The sequence below is a fragment of the Bacillus sp. FJAT-49711 genome (assembly GCF_018343715.1).
Classification (GTDB): domain Bacteria; phylum Bacillota; class Bacilli; order Bacillales; family Bacillaceae_C; genus Lederbergia.
This window is the reverse complement of record NZ_JAGYPL010000003.1, coordinates 350,148-368,187: the sequence shown is the minus strand read 5'-3', so window position 1 is coordinate 368,187 and position 18,040 is coordinate 350,148. Positions and strand designations below refer to the sequence as shown.

At 36.3% G+C, this 18,040-nt stretch carries 17 protein-coding genes; 6 read left to right on the top strand and 11 right to left on the bottom strand.

Annotation, left to right across the window (positions count from 1 at the left end; genetic code table 11):
* The first annotated feature begins 117 nt into the window (after positions 1–117).
* Both KHA96_RS15790 and KHA96_RS15785 read left to right on the top strand, forming a co-directional pair.
* Positions 118–1,734: a spore germination protein gene (locus KHA96_RS15790; protein WP_213130273.1), complete on the top strand. Its 1,617-nt coding sequence runs from the start codon at positions 118–120 to the stop codon at positions 1,732–1,734.
* A complete protein-coding gene (locus tag KHA96_RS15785; RefSeq protein WP_213130272.1) occupies positions 1,724–2,932 on the top strand; it encodes a Ger(x)C family spore germination protein in 1,209 nt (402 codons plus the stop codon). Before KHA96_RS15790 ends, KHA96_RS15785 begins: the two co-directional genes overlap by 11 nt.
* Before the next feature lie 36 nt (positions 2,933–2,968).
* Here KHA96_RS15785 and KHA96_RS15780 read toward each other — a convergent pair whose 3' ends face one another.
* The gene (locus KHA96_RS15780) at positions 2,969–4,051 is read right to left on the bottom strand and encodes a GerAB/ArcD/ProY family transporter (protein ID WP_213130271.1); all 1,083 of its coding nucleotides are present in this window, start codon (positions 4,049–4,051) and stop codon (positions 2,969–2,971) included.
* 160 nt (positions 4,052–4,211) lie between these two features.
* Between KHA96_RS15780 and KHA96_RS15775 the strand changes: the two genes are divergently transcribed.
* Complete coding sequence (locus KHA96_RS15775) at positions 4,212–4,436, top strand: YczF family membrane protein (RefSeq protein ID WP_213130270.1); 225 nt, start codon at positions 4,212–4,214, stop codon at positions 4,434–4,436.
* A gap of 15 nt (positions 4,437–4,451) precedes the next feature.
* Here the strand turns inward: KHA96_RS15775 and KHA96_RS15770 are convergent, their stop codons facing one another.
* The gene (locus tag KHA96_RS15770) at positions 4,452–4,901 is read right to left on the bottom strand and encodes a hypothetical protein (RefSeq protein WP_213130269.1); all 450 of its coding nucleotides are present in this window, start codon (positions 4,899–4,901) and stop codon (positions 4,452–4,454) included.
* A gap of 6 nt (positions 4,902–4,907) precedes the next feature.
* The gene (locus KHA96_RS15765) at positions 4,908–5,912 is read right to left on the bottom strand and encodes a DUF3231 family protein (protein ID WP_213130268.1); all 1,005 of its coding nucleotides are present in this window, start codon (positions 5,910–5,912) and stop codon (positions 4,908–4,910) included.
* A 105-nt stretch (positions 5,913–6,017) separates the two neighbouring features.
* Here KHA96_RS15765 and KHA96_RS15760 point away from each other — a divergent pair, with 105 nt between their 5' ends.
* A complete protein-coding gene (locus KHA96_RS15760) occupies positions 6,018–7,031 on the top strand; it encodes a DUF3231 family protein (RefSeq protein ID WP_213130644.1) in 1,014 nt (337 codons plus the stop codon).
* Between the two features lie 166 nt (positions 7,032–7,197).
* Here the strand turns inward: KHA96_RS15760 and KHA96_RS15755 are convergent, their stop codons facing one another.
* A complete protein-coding gene (locus KHA96_RS15755) occupies positions 7,198–7,887 on the bottom strand; it encodes a DUF421 domain-containing protein (protein WP_213130267.1) in 690 nt (229 codons plus the stop codon).
* Between the two features lie 320 nt (positions 7,888–8,207).
* Entirely contained in the window at positions 8,208–9,065 is an 858-nt protein-coding gene (locus tag KHA96_RS15750; protein ID WP_213130266.1) for an MBL fold metallo-hydrolase, read from the bottom strand.
* Positions 9,066–9,337: 272 nt separating this feature from the next.
* Here KHA96_RS15750 and KHA96_RS15745 point away from each other — a divergent pair, with 272 nt between their 5' ends.
* Together KHA96_RS15745 and KHA96_RS23100 are read left to right on the top strand one after the other, a co-directional pair.
* Entirely contained in the window at positions 9,338–10,390 is a 1,053-nt protein-coding gene (locus KHA96_RS15745; protein ID WP_249315648.1) for a VWA domain-containing protein, read from the top strand.
* Positions 10,362–10,730, top strand: a complete 369-nt coding sequence (locus KHA96_RS23100) for a hypothetical protein (protein WP_249315647.1) — start codon at positions 10,362–10,364, stop codon at positions 10,728–10,730. Before KHA96_RS15745 ends, KHA96_RS23100 begins: the two co-directional genes overlap by 29 nt.
* Positions 10,731–10,940: 210 nt before the next feature.
* Here the strand turns inward: KHA96_RS23100 and KHA96_RS15740 are convergent, their stop codons facing one another.
* From KHA96_RS15740 to KHA96_RS15715, 6 genes are all read right to left on the bottom strand, one after another.
* Positions 10,941–12,641: a DL-endopeptidase inhibitor IseA family protein gene (locus tag KHA96_RS15740; RefSeq protein WP_213130265.1), complete on the bottom strand. Its 1,701-nt coding sequence runs from the start codon at positions 12,639–12,641 to the stop codon at positions 10,941–10,943.
* Between the two features lie 220 nt (positions 12,642–12,861).
* On the bottom strand, positions 12,862–14,247 hold the full coding sequence (locus KHA96_RS15735; protein WP_213130264.1) for a sensor histidine kinase: 1,386 nt from the start codon (positions 14,245–14,247) through the stop codon (positions 12,862–12,864).
* A complete protein-coding gene (locus KHA96_RS15730) occupies positions 14,244–14,948 on the bottom strand; it encodes a response regulator transcription factor (RefSeq protein ID WP_213130263.1) in 705 nt (234 codons plus the stop codon). Before KHA96_RS15730 ends, KHA96_RS15735 begins: the two co-directional genes overlap by 4 nt.
* 186 nt (positions 14,949–15,134) lie before the next feature.
* Positions 15,135–15,638, bottom strand: coding sequence for a sigma-70 family RNA polymerase sigma factor (locus KHA96_RS15725; protein WP_213130262.1), 504 nt, complete (start codon positions 15,636–15,638; stop codon positions 15,135–15,137).
* A gap of 125 nt (positions 15,639–15,763) precedes the next feature.
* Complete coding sequence (locus KHA96_RS15720) at positions 15,764–16,879, bottom strand: Ger(x)C family spore germination protein (RefSeq protein ID WP_213130261.1); 1,116 nt, start codon at positions 16,877–16,879, stop codon at positions 15,764–15,766.
* Positions 16,876–17,973: a GerAB/ArcD/ProY family transporter gene (locus KHA96_RS15715; protein ID WP_213130260.1), complete on the bottom strand. Its 1,098-nt coding sequence runs from the start codon at positions 17,971–17,973 to the stop codon at positions 16,876–16,878. Before KHA96_RS15715 ends, KHA96_RS15720 begins: the two co-directional genes overlap by 4 nt.
* Between the last annotated feature and the right edge of the window lie 67 nt (positions 17,974–18,040).

Sequence of the window (18,040 nt, the reverse complement as noted above, 5' to 3'; positions counted from 1 at the left end):
GTAAATCCGACTAGAGGTAAGCCAACAAAGTACATGTTTCTTTAGTCCACTATTGTATATTAACTCATTTATATGGATAAAACGATGAATAAAAGCCAATGAAAGGTCCCGAAAAACATGCCCTCATTTTTCAAAAAAAATAATCAAAAACAACAAGAATATGCAAAACCAAATAATCAATTGGAACAAGGGCTATATGCGTCTTTAAAAGATAATTTAGAGATGATTAAAAATAAAACAGGTAATAGTCCAGATATAACAATAAGGACTTTGAATCCTGGTGTAGAACCAAAAACAGAAATTGCGATTGTGTACGTTGAGGGAATTGTTGATGAAGATACAATCAATAAATTTGTTGTTGAGCCCATTATGGACAATCAGGAAACGTATAGTGGCTCCCCACAACACTTATTAAATTTTTTAGCTGCCCATGGCGTAACACTTGGTGCATTAAATATAGCGAGCCGTTGGGATGGATTGTTTCAATCATTAATGGATGGAGACACCTTGATCATGGTCGATGGTGAGAATAAAGCATTAATTGCCAGTACGAGAGGTGGCAACCAACGGTCTGTCGAGCAACCCGAGAGCCAAGTGTCTGTTCGTGGGCCGAGGGATGGTTTTACAGAATCCATCGAGACGAATATAGCTCTTGTAAGACGTCGGATCAGGAACCCAGAATTATGGGTTGAAAGCATGAAAATTGGGAAACAAACTAAAACAGATGTTTCAATCATGTACTTAAACGGAGTCGTTAATCCAAAAATTGTAGAAGAAGTTCGGAGCCGATTAAATAAAATTGAAATTGATAGTATTTTGGAATCTGGTTATATTGAGCAATTAATTGAAGATCAAACGATGACTACCTTTCCGACGTTGTACCATACCGAAAGACCTGATGCTATATCTGGAAATATTCTTGAAGGGAGAATTGCCATCTTTATTGATGGTACGCCTTTTGTTCTTATTGCTCCCGCCGTATTTATACAGTTTTTTCAAGCTGTGGAAGATTATTATGCCCGCTTTGATATTGCAAGCGCGTTACGCTTGTTAAGGGTTCTAACTTTTTTTATCTCCATTATGGCTCCAGCTATATATATCGCGGGGACGACCTTTCATCAGGAAATGATTCCTACCCAGTTAGTCATTATTATTGCAGCTCAGCGTGAGTCGGTGCCATTTCCAGCATTTGTTGAGGCCGTGTTAATGGAAATTACCTTTGAAATATTGCGAGAAGCTGGAGTTCGAATGCCAAGGGCTGTCGGCTCAGCGATCTCCATTGTGGGTGCGCTTGTAATTGGGCAAGCCGCCGTTCAAGCAGGAATCGTCTCACCTGCAATGGTAATCATTGTTTCAATTACAGCGATCGCCAATTTTGCAACTCCATCCTTTGCTATGGCAATATCAGCGCGATTGGTTCGCTTTCTATTTATGGGGGTAGCTGCGATATTTGGGTTTTACGGTGTTATTCTTGGCATCATTATATTAATTGTTCATTTATGCAGTTTACGTTCTTTTGGGGTTCCTTACATGACACCATTTGCCCCATTGTCTCCTGGTAATTTGGGTGATACTTTTATAAAAATGCCAATATGGGTAACAAGGGAAAGGGCTAACTTAATTATGAATCCGGAAGAAAATCTACACGGTGCACATATGCCGAGGCCGAGGCCTCCAATCAACCGGGGAATGTATAAACGGAATAAAAGCAAAGGTGACAAAAATGAAAATTAAAATGACCTTTTTACTTGTTCTTGTTATGTTGCTCTCGGGATGTGGAAGCCAAAAAGAATTGACAGATATTGCTTTTGTTACAGCACTCGGCATCGATAAAGGTGAAGACGGAGAATTAATAGGAACATTTCAAATAGTTAACCCATCAAATGTGGCCGGGGGTCTGCAGGGTGGTTCTGCAGGTGAGGGAGCAGCTGTGACAGTTTATACAGCAGCTGGAAAAAGCGTCGTAGAAGTGAGCAGACACGCATCTACTAAAGCATCCAGATTATTATATTATTCCCATACAAACCTCGTTGTGATAGGCGAGGAATTTGCAAAAGAAGAAGGAGTAACAGAAATATTAGATGCTTTGGATCGGGATGTCCAGTTTCGTACTACAACCAAATTAGTTATTGCCCATGGAACAACAGCTGAAGACTTACTATCTATTACAACGCCAATCGATAAAATTCCCTCCACCAAAATTATTGAAACTCTTACATTTTCTCAAAGAAGATGGGGAGGGAATATGGCAGTCAGTGTTCGTAATATGATTGAAAACTTAACTGCTACGGGTAAAGAGCCTATCGTCCCCGTCTATAAAATTAATGGAGATGTAAAAGACGGAATGCAATTAGAAAATTTACATAGTACTAAGCCTAAGACAACTCTTGAAGCTGACGGAATGGCTCTTTTTAAAGGGGAGAAATTAATTGACTTTGTTCCTGAAAATAAAGCTATAGGAATTATGTGGCTACTAGATAAAATAGAAGAAACAAATGTATCTATAAGATGGAAAAACAAAGGAATCATTACATACCAGGTAATGCGCGACAAGGTGAAATTTTCAGTTAATGTGGATAATGGTGAGCCGAGTTTTTCAATTTTAATTAAAGTGAAGGGGGATTTAGGGGAAGTGAATGTTCCAATTAATTTAAATGAAAAGGGGGTACAAGATGAAATTGAAAAAAAGGTTGAGAAAGAAATTAAGGAGAAAATCCATTTAGCGATTCGTTTAGCCCAAGAAAACCAAACGGATGTACTAGGATTTGGTGAGAAGGTACATCGTTCCCATCCTGATGCGTGGAAGACGTTAAGGCATGATTGGAATGAAACTCACTTTCCGAATGTAAAGGTAAAAGTTAAGGTCGATGCTTCTATTATCCGACCAGGTTTAAGAAGCAGTCCATTTATGTATCAAATGGATAATAAATAGTATAAAAATGCCAAGTATAAAACAGTATACTTGGCATCATCTATTTTTAAAAAACGCAATGATCAAAATAAAAAGTGGAAAAATGATTTGAAATGGGAGATGTAAATAAAAGGGAACAATATTTAGTCCTTCTTGCATATGTTCCGTCACATTGCTTGCGATTGCTATAGAGAAAAGCCAAACAACAAATCCAATAGGGAAAGCCAGTACTGATTGTCGATTAAAGTTAAACAAATCAGCGATCCCGATAATAGCTGCATATACATATATACTAATCTTAAAAAAACCTAAAATGATTAAGGCGAGCATAAAGAAAATGTCTAAACGTTCTAAAAATCCTATATTAATGGTTTGTATCGTTGCAAGAAGAGGAAATAAAGATCGTGAAACTCCATCAACGCCAAGGACACTAATATTCACGGCCATGACGATGGCCAAGTTTATTCCAGTTAATACGATGGCAAGGATACCGGTGATTTTAGCCTTTTTTGGATTACTTAAATAAGGAAGAATCATGGAAAATGCAAATATTTCTCCGAATGGAAAAAAGACTACTTGAGTTAAAGATACTTTTAAAATTGGCCATAATCCATACTCTAAAAAAGGCTTCAACTTATCAAAATCAATTAATTTTGAAGACATCACTAATATAAATCCGCTTATAGCAAGAAGGTAAATGAAGACTGAAAAGATTTCACCGCTTCTTGCCAACACTTCGATTCCTTTACGAACACTATAAACAACTACGAGGATAAGCAATAAGTTGTCAACAGAGAGCGGGGTTTCGCGGTAACCGACTACTGCCAACATTTCTCCGAAATCTCTTAGCACCCTTGCAGCTAGATATAAAAAGAAAACGATATAAATAAAAGCAATAACTCGTCCAAAAAATACACCAATGATCTTTTGGACATAAGTAGTCGGCAGCACTTTAGGATAGTATAAATAAAGTCGGTAATAAATTAAAAAAATGAATATACCGCCTACTGTTGCAAGCAAAATGGAAATCCATGCGTCTTGTTTAGCTTCTATCGCAAGCGGAACAAGCAAAGCACTACCAAGCTGAAATAACAAAATAAGGAAAAATAATTGCAACGGGCTAATTTTCGCTTTTTCCACGAATTGATCACTTCCTTTATGCAAACTCTATAATGAGTTCACACTTTCCTTTTTACCCATATCACCCTTTTTTTATAAGTAAGGAATCATAAGCTTTTTTAAGTCTTTCTTAAAATTAATCTTAGTGAGTAGGAAATGAACGGAAGGGAAGTAATCATAGTTGAAAATAATAGGGATTTTATTGTTGCTAATTGCGGCTTTAATGTTTTTAAGCTTAAGTATTGATTTCTTTTTTTTAGGTTTTAGCTTGCGCAGTGCCATTCATGACTGGTTTCGTCCGTTCAGTCCCATTATCTTAGTAGAAAAAGTAATTCTAGTCTTTTACCCTTTGCTTATTTTCACATTTATTATTTTAAATAAAATAATAAATAAACGGCAAAGCTAATATTTTGCCGTTTATTTATGTGCTTTGTTTTAATATTTTTTTTAAGATAAAACCGACAAGTAAACCCGGAATGACGCTTAAGATAGGTAGCCAAATTGGTCCAATTAGTATGCCAAATAATTTAACCTTCGTTGAAAAAATGGTTCCTATCGTTACAAAGTAAGCTGAAAATGCGAAAGGAAAAGATGAATATTTTTCTTTCCCGCCTCCCGCATCTTTATATGCGTCCCACATTGCAAAAAAATAAAGACACGGGTAGAACATGAGCCATTGAAAATTAGCTTGGTTAATGGCAGTTTCGATATCGCCATGAAAACTAGACATAATAACAATATTGAAGTTTCCTTTAACGTTAACGATGAACTCTAATAAAATCAGTACAATTCCCTTAATATATTTACCGTTTAATAATTGTCCAAAGCCGGGGAGGGCAATGCTCCATAATAACTTTTCTTTTGCATCCACATCGTTTTAACCCTTTGCCAAATCTTTGCGGTCAGGTGCGGATGGTGCCTTCTCGAACCAACCTTTAGAAATCATAATTTGCGTTCCATCTGTTATATACTCCCCAATTTCAGTCATTAACCGGCTATAAGCAGTTGCCAAATCCTTCCGCGGGCTTCCTGCTAAACTTTGGCCATAATAAGCCATTCCAGCATTATTTAAGGCATTCGTATGAAACATAAGCAATTTATCGGAAAATACAGGTTCTTGATTAGTTGTTACAGTTAAACTCCATGAAACAGGAGTTGTTATATTACTTTCAGATAAAAACTTACTGAAAACCGCTCCATGGTGTTTAGCAATTTCTGCCCCTCTTGTCATGAATTTGCGAACTTCTCTTGAATCGGCTATTTGGGCAAATCCAGTTAAATACGCTCCTCCAAGTGTATTGCGAAACAAATTTAAAAATAAAAATGAAATCTCTGTGCTTGTTAAAGGTCTTTGATTCCCTATCCAACCTGCTAAAAAATTCTGTTCTTCAACAAATTCACTTAATTTAGGATATGGAATATAAGGGGGGCGAATATATAGCCCTTTTTCCAACAATACATTTGCTGAACGATTATACAATTCTGCAGAAGATTGTAAACAGGCAGTGAAGTGTTCACGAATATCAAGTCGGGTTGAATTTGCGAGGCAAGTACTGTATGCACTCATTCCGATCATTCCTAAATTTGTGACATACTGAAGAATCATCTCGTCACTAAAAATTCTTGGTGCCTTTACATTTACATCTTGCTCTGTAAATCCGACAGGTGTTGGCAGACCTTCCGCTTCAAAAAGATTCCTATCAATGTCAACATGCGCTTCCGATAATTCCAAAGCATATTTAACGCAAGCTTTAATATCGGGATCTTCAACATGCTCTAAAAAATAGGAAGTTACACAAATGACTAATGTATCTTGTAAATACGACATAAAAAAATTGGATAATTCACTGGAAGTTAGTCTTATATGGTCATGACTTGTCATTAAGTCGCCTCCTTGTCAAGGTAGTCATCGTATAGTATTTCCAAGAAGGGAAAACTTATGAACATGATTAAAAAAGGAAAACATCCTAATTTGGAGGTTAACGATATGAGGGAAAATAAAATTCCTTTAACATCTTCAGAAATTGCTTCACTTTGGACTGCATATATGAATGATAGTATGGCTAGATATTTTTTAGAGCAAATGTTAAAACATATTGAGGATGCGGAAATAAAACCTATTGTGCAGTTTGCTTACGAGTTGTCCATGAACAATATGAAACAGTTAATGACTATTTTTCAACAAGAACAATTTGCTCCTCCAACTGGTTTCGGTGCAAACGATGTGCATATGAACTCACCTTGGCTTTATTCTGATACATTTTGTTTAACATATGTGAATCATATGGCAAAAGTGGGTCTTCTCGGTTATGGAGGGTTTGTATCCATGTGTTCTAGAGAAGATTTAAGGGATTATTTCACAAAAGGGTTAATCAACACTTCCACTTTATTCAATCAATCGCTGAATACAGCCCTGTTAAAAGGCATCAATGCAAGACATCCTTTTATTGAAGTGCCAAATGAAATCGATTATATCGATAGTAAAAAATATTTAAGTGGGCTAAATCCATTAAGTAGCAAAAGACCATTAAATGCGGTTGAAATTTCCCATTTGTATATGAATGTAATGACTAATGCGGTAGGAGTGAAATTAAGTCTTAGTTTTGCTCAAACTTCGCCAACGAAGGAAATACAAGAGTACATGCTGCGTGGCAAAGAGATATCAGGCAAGCATATTAAAATTTTCACTTCGATTCTTCTAGAAAATGACATTGAAACACCGCAGTTACCAGATGTGGCGATTAGTAATTCAACTACGCAAACATTTTCGGATAAATTAATGATGTTTCAAATGTCGTTGTTAAGTGCAGCAGGTATTGGAAACTATGCAACGGCTGCAGCAGCAAGCCAAAGAAGTGATCTAGTACTCAATTATGAACGATTATCGTTAGAGATTGCTCAGTTTGCCAAAGACGGAGCAACGACAATGATCAAACATAGTTGGCTTGAACAGCCTCCAGGAACAAAAGATCGCAAGAAATTGGCGAGGGAAAAGAAATAGGCGCTCAAATGAAAAAGCGTGTATAACGGATAGTTTATACAGTTTTTTTCCTTGAGGACAAATCCAGTAGTCGCAAATATTTAAACGGGAAGTCATCATGAAGGAAGGCGACCAGGAATTCGGTCGCCTTTACGATTGAAAAAGTATCAAAAAAATAAATTCACAATCAATCACCGTTGCACTCTTCGAATGTTTTTATAAAAAAACCATTTGTATCAGACCATTCCGCGAAAAAGATTTCAGAAGTAGAATATCCTTCTTTTTGAAACTCTGCCTGCAGCCATTCAGATGTTTTACCTGCATAAAGCAGATTTTCTTTCTTTATCCTGCCCTCATCGACAAGCAAGATGGAAGGTGCTTCATCAGCGACTTCGATATTTAGCACTTTTGCTGTAGGTGGTTCGGTATGTGGATGTTTTTTAATGCTGATGTTTCCTCCAGGCTCTAAAATTAAATCCCGCACTTCGCTAAGGGAAAAAACTCCTTGTTCTCGCATCATTGTGCGTAATTGTTCCATCTCAATATGATTCTTTTTCATAGCCTTCATATCTAAATTGCCATCCCGAACGATGGTGGAAGGATCTCCTTTTAAAATTCTTCTGATTTTACTACTTTTTACAGCAAGCACTTCAACGATGTAAATAAGTATCCCCCAAACCGCAACGCCAAACAGCATTTGAAAAATAGAAATCTTATCATCGTATAAACTTTCTTCTAAAAGAGCTCCTAGAATTAAAGCGTACACGAAATCAAAAGGTGTAAACTGACCCATTTCTTTTTTACCAAGAAGCCTTGTAACTATGAGCAGGGCTAATAAACCAAGTACAAGTTTCATTACCGTATCTATATAGATCATCTACATACCTCCCTGTTCTTATATACCCAAGAAAGCATTAGAATTATCTTCAGACATGAAATTCTGAAGAAACAGTTGTAATGAATAATGTAGCCTCACGTATAAGAAACGAAGGTGAAGATTATTATGGAGGATGATGTTAAAGCACATTAAAAAGGATGTGACATCATGGAGGATCAAGATGCTTAAATCTAATTCGAATAAATGTATATACGATTAAAAATAAAAAATCTGGAGGGGAAAACGAGCTGTTTACCTCCAGATTTTTTAGGGAATTATTCGATAGCCCAGTGGGTAGACGTGTTTCAGGAAGGGGTTAGTTAATGTATGTTTTTATCAACATACTTCCCGTAATCAGGAATGGCGATCTGATCGAAATTTTGGACTAATTTTTGCAAACTGTCTGTCAGAGTTTCACCTGAGATAGGCACACCATGTCCCGTTATTGCGACACTTGGTTTTAGTGCTTCCAATTTTTTTACAGATTCCGATGCTGCTTGCCAATCAGTTGTTAAGTATCTTGGAGGTCCATTTATTTCTAGTTCTTGTGTAAACACTTTATAAAGAGAATCTTGTTTAACGGTAATGAATGCATCTCCTGCTATTAATGCCCGGTCCTTTTCTCTAAAAAAGGATACATGTCCTGGTGCATGTCCAGGTGTATGAATCCATCTGAAATCAGGCATGTGAGGAACACTGCCATCAGAAGGGAATGTTTCTACATGATTCCCTAAATTAATCGGTTCATTCGGAAACATCGGTGACATTTTCGCAACCATTCCCCCTTCAACAGTAGGGTCAGGGTCGGGATAACTCTTCTTCCCTGTTAAATAAGGAATTTCGAGTTCATGAGCATATACTGGAACTTGCCATTCCTTCACTAAATCAACGACCGTACCTACATGATCAAAGTGCCCGTGAGTCAGTATAATCGCTTTAGGTTTACGGTCTTTTCCAAATCGCTCTTCAATAACAGCTTTAATTTCGTTGGCAGAGTGAGGCATACCCGTGTCAACTAGGACAAATTCTTGATTTTTTGGATTGCCGACTAATATAATATTAACAATTTGAATTGTGTAACAATATAAATCTGGCAATACCTCCATTCCAACTCCACTCCCGATAGATGTAGCAGGAATAAACTTGTAATCACTTCCGTAGGAAATATCTTTATCCATTTACGGCACCTCTTATCTAACTTTGTTTTACAACATAGTTTATTCTTCCCCAAAATGAGATAAATATGAATGTTGAATGCCCCTTTATAAGAAAGTATGTGCTGTTCATGATTGGTAGGTTCTGATCGAAGTTTACAGTGATGCTTTTTTACTACCCGTAAATGGGTTTCATGTGCGAAAAGAACTAAACTAACCGCTTTATATTGATGTTATCTTAAGCATTCCTATATCATTTAAGAAAGAATATAAATGAAATGGGTTGAAATAGTTTGATGAGAAAAATTTGGATCGGCTTGTTTTGTGCATCTGTTCTTCTCGTTGGATGCAATTCAGGTGATAAGGAAGAGATAAAGTCGGTAAAGACCGAGAAGCAGATAGAAAATGTTAAGGAGGTTGCAGAGGTAGAAACAGCTCCCGGGCCTGTTGATGAATACATCGCAAAAGAAGTTAATTATTTCGATATTAAAGATCCCGGACGCGACCTGACAGAGTTAGAAAAAGAATTGCTTCGACACCCAGGAATATTTAACGGTGATCAATATGACGATAATAAGGTAAATGAAGCACTAGATCAGTTTCCCGACAATTTAACCCCGGAACAATATGTGGAGGAACTCAAATTCTTATTTACGGAAGATTATCACGAAGAATTAGAAACACTCCTTCACTTTGATTCCAATGTAGAAGTGAATATTGACCGACCAGATGAATCGATTGCTACCCCTGCTTTAAAAAAGGCACATTTTGCTATTTTAATAGATGCGAGTGGAAGCATGAAAGCAATGTCTGGAAAGAAGACTCGGATGGAAGCCGCAAGAGAGGCTGTCTTAGAGTTTGCTGAGCAGATTCCTGAAGAAGCAACAATTTCTATGCGAGTATATGGGCATAAAGGAACAGGAAGTGATGCGGATAAGAAATTATCATGCAGCAGCACGGAAAATATTTATAATGGAGCATTTGATAAAAGTAAATTTCAAAAATCTTTACAAACAGTACAGCCTGCTGGCTGGACTCCAATTGGCCTTGTTCTTGAAAAGGTGAAGGATGATTTACCTAAAGATGCCGATGATGTCGTTGTGTATGTTGTTAGCGACGGTATTGAAACTTGCGGCGGTGATCCTGTCAAGGCAGCTAAAGATTTGACAACTAATAATATTGAAACTGTTGTAAATATTATTGGCTTTGATGTGGATAATGAAGGGCAGAAATTGCTAAAGGAAGTTGCAAGCGCAGGCAATGGAGAGTTCACTTATGTTTCCTCAGAACGTGACTTGAAGGAATATTTGAAATCTCAGTATGAAGAAATTAAATTGGAATGGATTTAAATGGAAAAATGAAGGGAAGGTAGCAACGATTCATGTAAAGCAGGAAAAGGTACAGCTGGCTATTAAGACGAAACAGAGTATGGTACAAAAAGCCATTCGCGAAAAACAAAGAATGGAGAAAGCCCAGAATTATTTAAAGAGGAGGTTTAGTGAACCCGGCCACCCAATTTCAGAAGTCTATTCCATGGTTAGCGAATATGGAAGTACAAAATACAAATACGCTGAAGAAAATGGATCCCGTGCTTACTATGAAAGTGAAGAAAGCGGTTCTAAACAGTATAATGAATATGAAGAGGAAGGCTCAAAGAAAATCAAGGAAATGGAAGAGAAGAACGAATAAGAGTGATATAAATGATAAAGAAAAAGACAGAGCACTGACTATAATTTAGTGTAGTTTTGATTTTTTTTTCAATTTGAGTATAGGAAAAAACCGGCAAATCATATTCATAGATTCGCCGGTTTTCGTTGTTAAGGAAATGAAAATTGGAAACTTTGCGGATAACTTTCTAAGAAATGAGTTTTCATCTAGTCCAGTGCCTTCCGCTTTTGTCTAAAACGTCCCTATATCCGAAGAAATTCTCCATCCATCTTTCGTTTTTGAGAAAACTACGTGTACATATTCATAGTAATAGCTTGTTCCGAGCGGAGCTTTTAAATCAATTTCTTTTTCATTGCCATTATCTCGCATTCCGATGACAATTGCTTTTTCATGATTAACGATTGAGCCTCCATCTGCATTCGGTTGAGCTAGTTTTCCGTTATGATTGATAATGTTTGCACGGTTTATATAGGATTGTATTACGCTGGAAGTGTATGATTCACCGAGAAAAGCATTTAGTTTTTCTCTTGTATCTAAGTCTGAACCCATATAGCGATAATCTAGACCTTCGTTCGTAAATGAATCGATCGCACCTGAAATTTTTCCGCCACTCGTAACGTACCAATACTTGTTTGCAGCTTCAGTAACCATTTTTATTACTCCTGATTCTTCTAAACTCACATACGATGGGTAAACAAGACCTGGCCTGACGTTCGCAATCATTTTATCGACTTGTGCAATACTTTGTTCGTAAATATCCTTTACTTCTGGATCTAGCCCCGTTAGATTAATTTTTTCTTTATTTTTTTTCGCAAAATAAATGTACTGTTCATTTTCTGCAATTTTTTCAAGACTACGGTCTGGTTCAGGTATGTTCATATTTTTTGAATGAATGTAAATCGCAAATAAGAGATCTTTTTTCTTTTCTGATGAAATGTAAACAGAGACAGCATATCCATCCATGGAAGCATTGCCTTCCTCAATGGTGATATGAGAGGCAACCTCTTTAGGTATCTCTAAAGTAACATCAGCGTCGCGTATCTCATATTGAAAATTGGAATTGCCATACTCCTTTAAGCTTTTTTCAATTTTCTTTTTTAAGTCGGTGAATTGGTTAAAGCTTGGTACAATTGTTTTAAGCATCATGCCTTTTTCAATGGAATTAAGTGCCTGTTCAGGATGATTGGATTTTAACTGTGCGTCAGCTAGATAATACCAATAGTACGATGCATCTGGCACCCTTTCGATTCTGCTTTTATAATAATCGACTACCTTTGGAAAATAGGTAGGATAATGCTCCTCATCAGCGATTAATGCTCCATTTTCCCATTTTAATAATTGGATGTCATAAATATCATTTACATCTTTTTTCCACACGGCAAGCCTTGTTTTTTGATCACCTTGAATTTCGATAGACTCAAAGGTGTGGTAATTTACTTTAGTCAACTGTTTAAAACCATCTTCGTTCCATGTGAAAACCTCAAGAACATTACCGGCGGCACTTCCAATTTTCCATCCGACCAATAAATCTTGTTTTCCATCACCGTCAAAGTCCGATGCACTTGCCCAATTGACATCATATCCTAACCCTTTTTTTGCAAACATCTTTTCCCATTTATCCTTTTGCTTTTCTAAGATGAACATCCCGACATTTTCAGCTCTATTTTTCGACTGGTAAAAGACTATTGCTTCTTCTTGTCCGTCTCCATCTAAATCAGCGTATAATACGGAATCAGTACTAATAGGAGAATTTGCTGTTATGAGTGTTGTCCCTTTTGGCAAATATTTTTTTGCTATCGCTTGTATGCTTTCATTTTCAATTGAAATGGCAGATGCAAGCTTAGGGGCTTGTATCAAGCTTCCCGGTTCAGGGAGCATATTACATCCGCTAAGAAGGAGGCAGGCCGATAGCACGAATAGAAAACTTCTCATTGAAAATCCTCCAATGTTCTTTTAACTAGTCTATTTCTCAAACTTTATTACTGCTAAATATGAATTTTAATGTTGAAAAATGGATTTTAATCTCAAAATGAATAGGTAAGATTTTTAATAGTTGTAGAAGGCGGGCTCTTACAACAAGCATTTGCAACCAGCCTTTAATTAACTATACGTTTATAAAGGGTAATAGAAGTTAATGAAATGTGAAAAAAGGTTACACAAAGGTTACAGGCAAAACAACTTTTACAGTTGTTCCTTCCCCCTCACGGCTATCAATATGCAATGTCCCATGGTGGCCTTTAATGATTTCCTCACAAATAGCAAGACCAAGACCGGTTCCTGAATCTTGTGTTTTTCCTTTTACAAACTTTTCTTTAATGCTTTCCAATTTGTCAGTTGGAATTCCAATCCCTGTATCTTCAATGTTAACAACAACGGATTTCCCACTTCCCTCATTGACGGATATTGATATTGTTCCGTCTTTAGGGGTGAACTTAAGTGCATTATCCATTAAATTAATCAAAACTTGGATAAGTCTATTTTTATCTGCTTTAATCTCTTTCATGTTTGGATGAATATTTGTTACAAGTTGAACCCCTTGTCTCTCTGCTCTTGGCTGTAATTGTGAAACGACTTTTTTAACAGTATAGTTGAGGTCAATTTCTTCAAAAATAAAAGAAAGCTTTCCGCTTGATAAACTGGAAAGATCAAGCAGATCACTTACAAGGCTTGTTAATCGGTCACTCTCATTTGTAATGATTTCCAAACCTTCTTTAAAAAAATCGTCATTAGCCATCGACTGTAATGTGATGGCCCACCCTTTGACGGAAGTTAATGGGGTTCTTAGATCATGACTAACAGAAGCGATAAATTCATTTTTAAGCTGTTCGTGTTTTTCAACTTGCTCTGCCATATAGTTCAATGTATCAGCTAGCCGTCCTAATTCGTCGTCTTGTTTTTTTACAACCCGAGTAGAAAATTTTCCAGCTGCCATTTGTTCGGCTGCAGTAATAATATGGTTTACTGGTTTTGTAATAGTCCCAGCCAAGAAAAAACTGATGATAGCTGCCAAGACAATAACGATGCCGCCGATTGCAAGAAGAATGAGTGCATTCTGGGTAAAGATAGAATTCAATGGGGCAAGGGAGGTTGTAAGTCGAATTGCCCCTTTATTGCTGTCTCCCGCCATTAACGGGTATGTTACAGACATGATCTTTTCGCCATTGGCTTGTCCAGTCCAGTTTCCGGATGTACCAGTTAGTCCAACACGAACATCTTCTTTATCGCTAATGTTTTTAATGTGGCTTTTATGTGTTTCAGCTAAAATATTGCCTTCTTGATCGATCAGTTGGACATGGACATTCACTAAAAAGTTATATTGGGATAATAACTGTTCGGCTTCTTCCTCATATCTTCCTTCCAATAGCTCCTGTTCATAAAAAGAGGAGAACATAGCCCCCTGATCACGCAGTGTCTGCTGGACTCCACCTTTGTAGTACACCATTAAGGCAGACAAAATAATGGTTTCAAAAAGAACAACAGTAAAAATAATCAAAATTAGATAGCTCCAAACGAGCCTTCTTTTAATACCTTTTTTCATTGTGCGTCCTCATCAAAAAAGGAATAACCATAGCCCCATACCGTTTTTAGAAATGAAGGATTGGAAGGGTCGTCTTCGATTTTTTCTCTTAATCTGCGAATATGTACATCTACTGTTTTCGGATCACCGAAATAGTTTAAGCCCCATATTTCATCCAACAGTTCATCACGTGTAATAGGTTCGTTCAGTTTGTCTGTGAAAAATTTCATCATCTGGAATTCGCGTGTTGTTAATTTCATTAACTTTCCCGCCTTATATACTCTTTGCGTTTTAAGTTCAATGAGGAAAGGACCTGTTTTGACTAGGCTTTGGTTTTCTACTTTCGAAGACTTCGCAGTTCTTCTTAAAACAGAACGAATCCTCGCGACAAGCTCAAGCGGATTAAATGGTTTTACTATATAATCATCGGCCCCAAGCTCTAATCCCATGATTTTTTCCATATCTTGCCCTCTAGCTGATACGATGATGATCGGGGTTCCAGGTTGGCTTTCAGTTAATTGCGAACAAAGCTCGAAACCATCTGCATCTGGAAGATTTAAGTCCAATAAAATAAGTGATGGTTGATGTTCCTTTGCCAATTGTAGTGCCAATTTGCCGTCACCAGCTTCAATTACTTCAAAATTAGAGCGTTGCAAATTAAAAGCAATTAATTTACGAATAGACAATTCATCTTCAACGACAAGAATTTTCCCTTCCTTCAATCGTAAGCCCCCCTAATACTTAATCTCTTTAGATTTATTATATTTGATGTTGAATTGAAAAAGATAAATAGTTTACAAAAAAAAGGAAGCTATTTTCGCTTCCTGATTTCTTATAAAAAGTTCTTTATCTTTGCCAGCGATCCTCAAGATTGTACGGAACTAAACACGGATTGCGCTTTTAGTTTCTTATCCCGCCTTTTTTCGATATTTATCTTTTAAATGCTGAATCGCTCGGTGCTGTAAGGTTTTCACTTTACTTTCTGACCAGCCTAAAGTGGTAGCTGTTTCTGAGATGGACAAGTCCAGTAAAAATCTGAGATCAAGAATGACCTTTTGATCAGGCTTCATTTTAATTGAATAGATTTGTTGAACTTCATCTTTGCGTAAAACGACTTCTTCAGGAATCGGATTCGTATCTTTAAGTTGAAAAGCATCGTATTCACTTAATTGTACTTCTTTTATGCCTTTTTGTTTGCGGATATAATCAATGGCAACGTTGCGGGCTATTGCATAAAGCCATGTTTTTTCTTTACTTTTCCCTTCGAATTTCTCGAAATTTTTATAAACCTTCACATACACTTCCTGGACTAGATCCTCTGCTAGTTCCCGGTTGCGGATCATATAAAATAAAAACTTATGTAAATCGTGATAATAAGAATGATATAAGCGATTAAATACAGATTCTAACATTTCCCCTAAACCCCTTTGAATCATTTTTCTGTCTACCTTATGATAAAGTTTAGAAGGAGATTAAAAGTTATAAATAGGTAAAAGTTTTCGCTTTTCTTGTAACCTTTTTGTAATAATTGAGCAATCTATTCAATTGTACCTGTACTTTTGATTGAAACTTCAACCATAACTTCAAATCTTACGTTAGGATAAATGTTTTTCCATTCCTTATACGTATCTTTTGTATGAAGTCTTGTCGCTTTGTATCTTAATCCGAAACCCAATGGATCGACCTTTTCATTTTGTAACCTGGATAGTAATTGTAAGACATCTTTTTTCATTTTTTGATTTACAAGTTTACTGTATTTTTTTAATAAAGAAGGGGACAAACTCTCATTAGATTCCTCTATAATACCAACCGTCTTAATGTTCATTTTGATGACTGGCTGTGAATTTGGAGAAGTGATAATTTTGTATTTTACCTTTGATTTATCAAGTGCTACTGTAAAAGACTTTTTATTTTTTTTAACATGGACATCTATTTTATTTGCTTTATTCGCTAATAAGTTGTAAAGTTTCGTTTCATTAGAGGATAGGGTGATATTGTTATTACTTTTCGGTGCGATGACCGACTCATTCACCATTAATTTCGTCTTTTTTTTATCCGAACGGACAATTGGCAAAATAGGATCTATACCTCCCTCAAACATTCTTCTTCTTAAATCGAAGAGAAAAGTTGAAACTATGTAGGCACTTTCTACTCCGTTATCGGAGAAAAAGTTGGAAAGCGCGAGGGATCCTGCCATTTCAGAAGCAGGTTCAGTTTTTACTACGTTTTCTGCTGATGGTTCTCCTACTCCAACCCACGAAATCATTTGAATATCCCTTCTTCTAATCAGAAGATCCATTACATCTGCTAAATCCTTATCTATGACGCTTCTTCCAAGAATAATGATGCTGGAATGACCAAAATCCATTTCTTTGTCTACATGTGTCTTCATGATGCGGAAAGCTCTAGCGAGAGTTTCACTTTCTTTTGTTACATAAGTGTATTTTTCGCCACCTTGTCCTCCTTTTAATGCCCCCGAAGCAATCGCCATTTTCAACGTTATTTTATAAGGTTTTTCCTTGTTTTCCGTCAAATCAATTCCAATGGCAATTACGAAACTTCTTTTATCGATATCTTTAAATCCACAGGAGGATAGAAGAACAAGGGAGAAGCAAATGAAAAGGAGCAGCACTTTTCGTATTAAGGAATTCATACTTTTGCCCTCCTTTTAACGAACCAAAAAGAAACGATTATGATTATCGTTATAAAAGGTAAACAATAAAAAAAGTAATCGGTATATTTAAACAATTGATATTCACTTAAGGTAGTAGTGGTTTTTAAGGAAATCAACCAAAAAATGATTATGAAAACATAAGGTGTTAAGTTATTTTCTTTCCATTTGAATTTCTTAATCCAAAACAAACTTTTAAGGATTTCAATGGATACATGCCAATGAAGCAATAAGTTTAGAAAAGTAATGGATAAAAAGAATAATAAAAATAAATATAGGACTCGCTCCATTACCCCAAATTTCATTCGCAGAGTATCGCTTGTCGTGATGGCTGGGTACACAAGGTGATCAACACTACTAAAGCCATTCATTCCGAACGGTACTGCATAGATGGTAAATAAAATCATGATCCCTGCCAAACCCATCAAAAATACATGCTTTCCCGAAACTTGAACTGCTTTCGTTGACCAAGCGCGATTGAAAATCAGGAGATTTGTAATTCCAAGAAAAATATATAAAGATGCAGTAAAGGCACTATATGAAGGAAAACGGTACCCATACATAACAGCTTCACGGACAAAGTCCCACTCAAATTCTGGGCTCATTAAAGCTTTTGTAGATAAAAAAATAGTAATAGGTGATGATATGATAAGAATTGTTTCAATAGTGTACAGGATGCTCTTCGTATGCATTAATATGCCAAACGAAATAAAAATTAAAAAAGTTGATGTTATCCAAACAACAGACATCTCAGGTGTTAAAAACCTCTTTAACATATAGGTGTAGCTAATTAAAGTATTGAGACCAGCTGTAAACCAAACTAAAGAAAGGAACAGTAGAAAAGGAATTTGCAGCCACTTAGGAAAATATTTTTTGAGCAATTCGGGATAGTCTTTTCCAGGAAATTTATTAAAAAACCAAAGGTAGGCATAAATCACAAGCATACCTGCAATAATCCCAAGCATCATTCCAATGATAGCGCCGTCTTTTCTTTCTTGTAAAAGTATTTTTGGCACTGAAACAACCATACTGGCAAACATATTAATATATATTAAATAGTATACATAACGGTTCATGTTTTACTCCCTACTTCAGGAAATAATAAAACTTTTATCTTTCAACAGTGGAAAAATCGCCATATCC

What these genes read in the sequence shown, in the direction of transcription:
- KHA96_RS15790 (WP_213130273.1), top strand. Translation starts at nt 118, where the DNA reads ATGCCCTCATTTTTCAAAAAAAATAATCAAAAACAACAAGAATATGCA.
- KHA96_RS15785 (WP_213130272.1), top strand. Translation starts at nt 1,724, where the DNA reads ATGAAAATTAAAATGACCTTTTTACTTGTTCTTGTTATGTTGCTCTCG.
- KHA96_RS15765 (WP_213130268.1), bottom strand. Translation starts at nt 5,912, where the DNA reads ATGACAAGTCATGACCATATAAGACTAACTTCCAGTGAATTATCCAAT.
- KHA96_RS15760 (WP_213130644.1), top strand. Translation starts at nt 6,018, where the DNA reads ATGAGGGAAAATAAAATTCCTTTAACATCTTCAGAAATTGCTTCACTT.
- KHA96_RS15755 (WP_213130267.1), bottom strand. Translation starts at nt 7,887, where the DNA reads ATGATCTATATAGATACGGTAATGAAACTTGTACTTGGTTTATTAGCC.
- KHA96_RS15750 (WP_213130266.1), bottom strand. Translation starts at nt 9,065, where the DNA reads ATGGATAAAGATATTTCCTACGGAAGTGATTACAAGTTTATTCCTGCT.
- KHA96_RS15745 (WP_249315648.1), top strand. Translation starts at nt 9,338, where the DNA reads ATGAGAAAAATTTGGATCGGCTTGTTTTGTGCATCTGTTCTTCTCGTT.
- KHA96_RS23100 (WP_249315647.1), top strand. Translation starts at nt 10,362, where the DNA reads ATGAAGAAATTAAATTGGAATGGATTTAAATGGAAAAATGAAGGGAAG.
- KHA96_RS15740 (WP_213130265.1), bottom strand. Translation starts at nt 12,641, where the DNA reads ATGAGAAGTTTTCTATTCGTGCTATCGGCCTGCCTCCTTCTTAGCGGA.
- KHA96_RS15735 (WP_213130264.1), bottom strand. Translation starts at nt 14,247, where the DNA reads ATGAAAAAAGGTATTAAAAGAAGGCTCGTTTGGAGCTATCTAATTTTG.
- KHA96_RS15725 (WP_213130262.1), bottom strand. Translation starts at nt 15,638, where the DNA reads ATGTTAGAATCTGTATTTAATCGCTTATATCATTCTTATTATCACGAT.
- KHA96_RS15720 (WP_213130261.1), bottom strand. Translation starts at nt 16,879, where the DNA reads ATGAATTCCTTAATACGAAAAGTGCTGCTCCTTTTCATTTGCTTCTCC.
- KHA96_RS15715 (WP_213130260.1), bottom strand. Translation starts at nt 17,973, where the DNA reads ATGAACCGTTATGTATACTATTTAATATATATTAATATGTTTGCCAGT.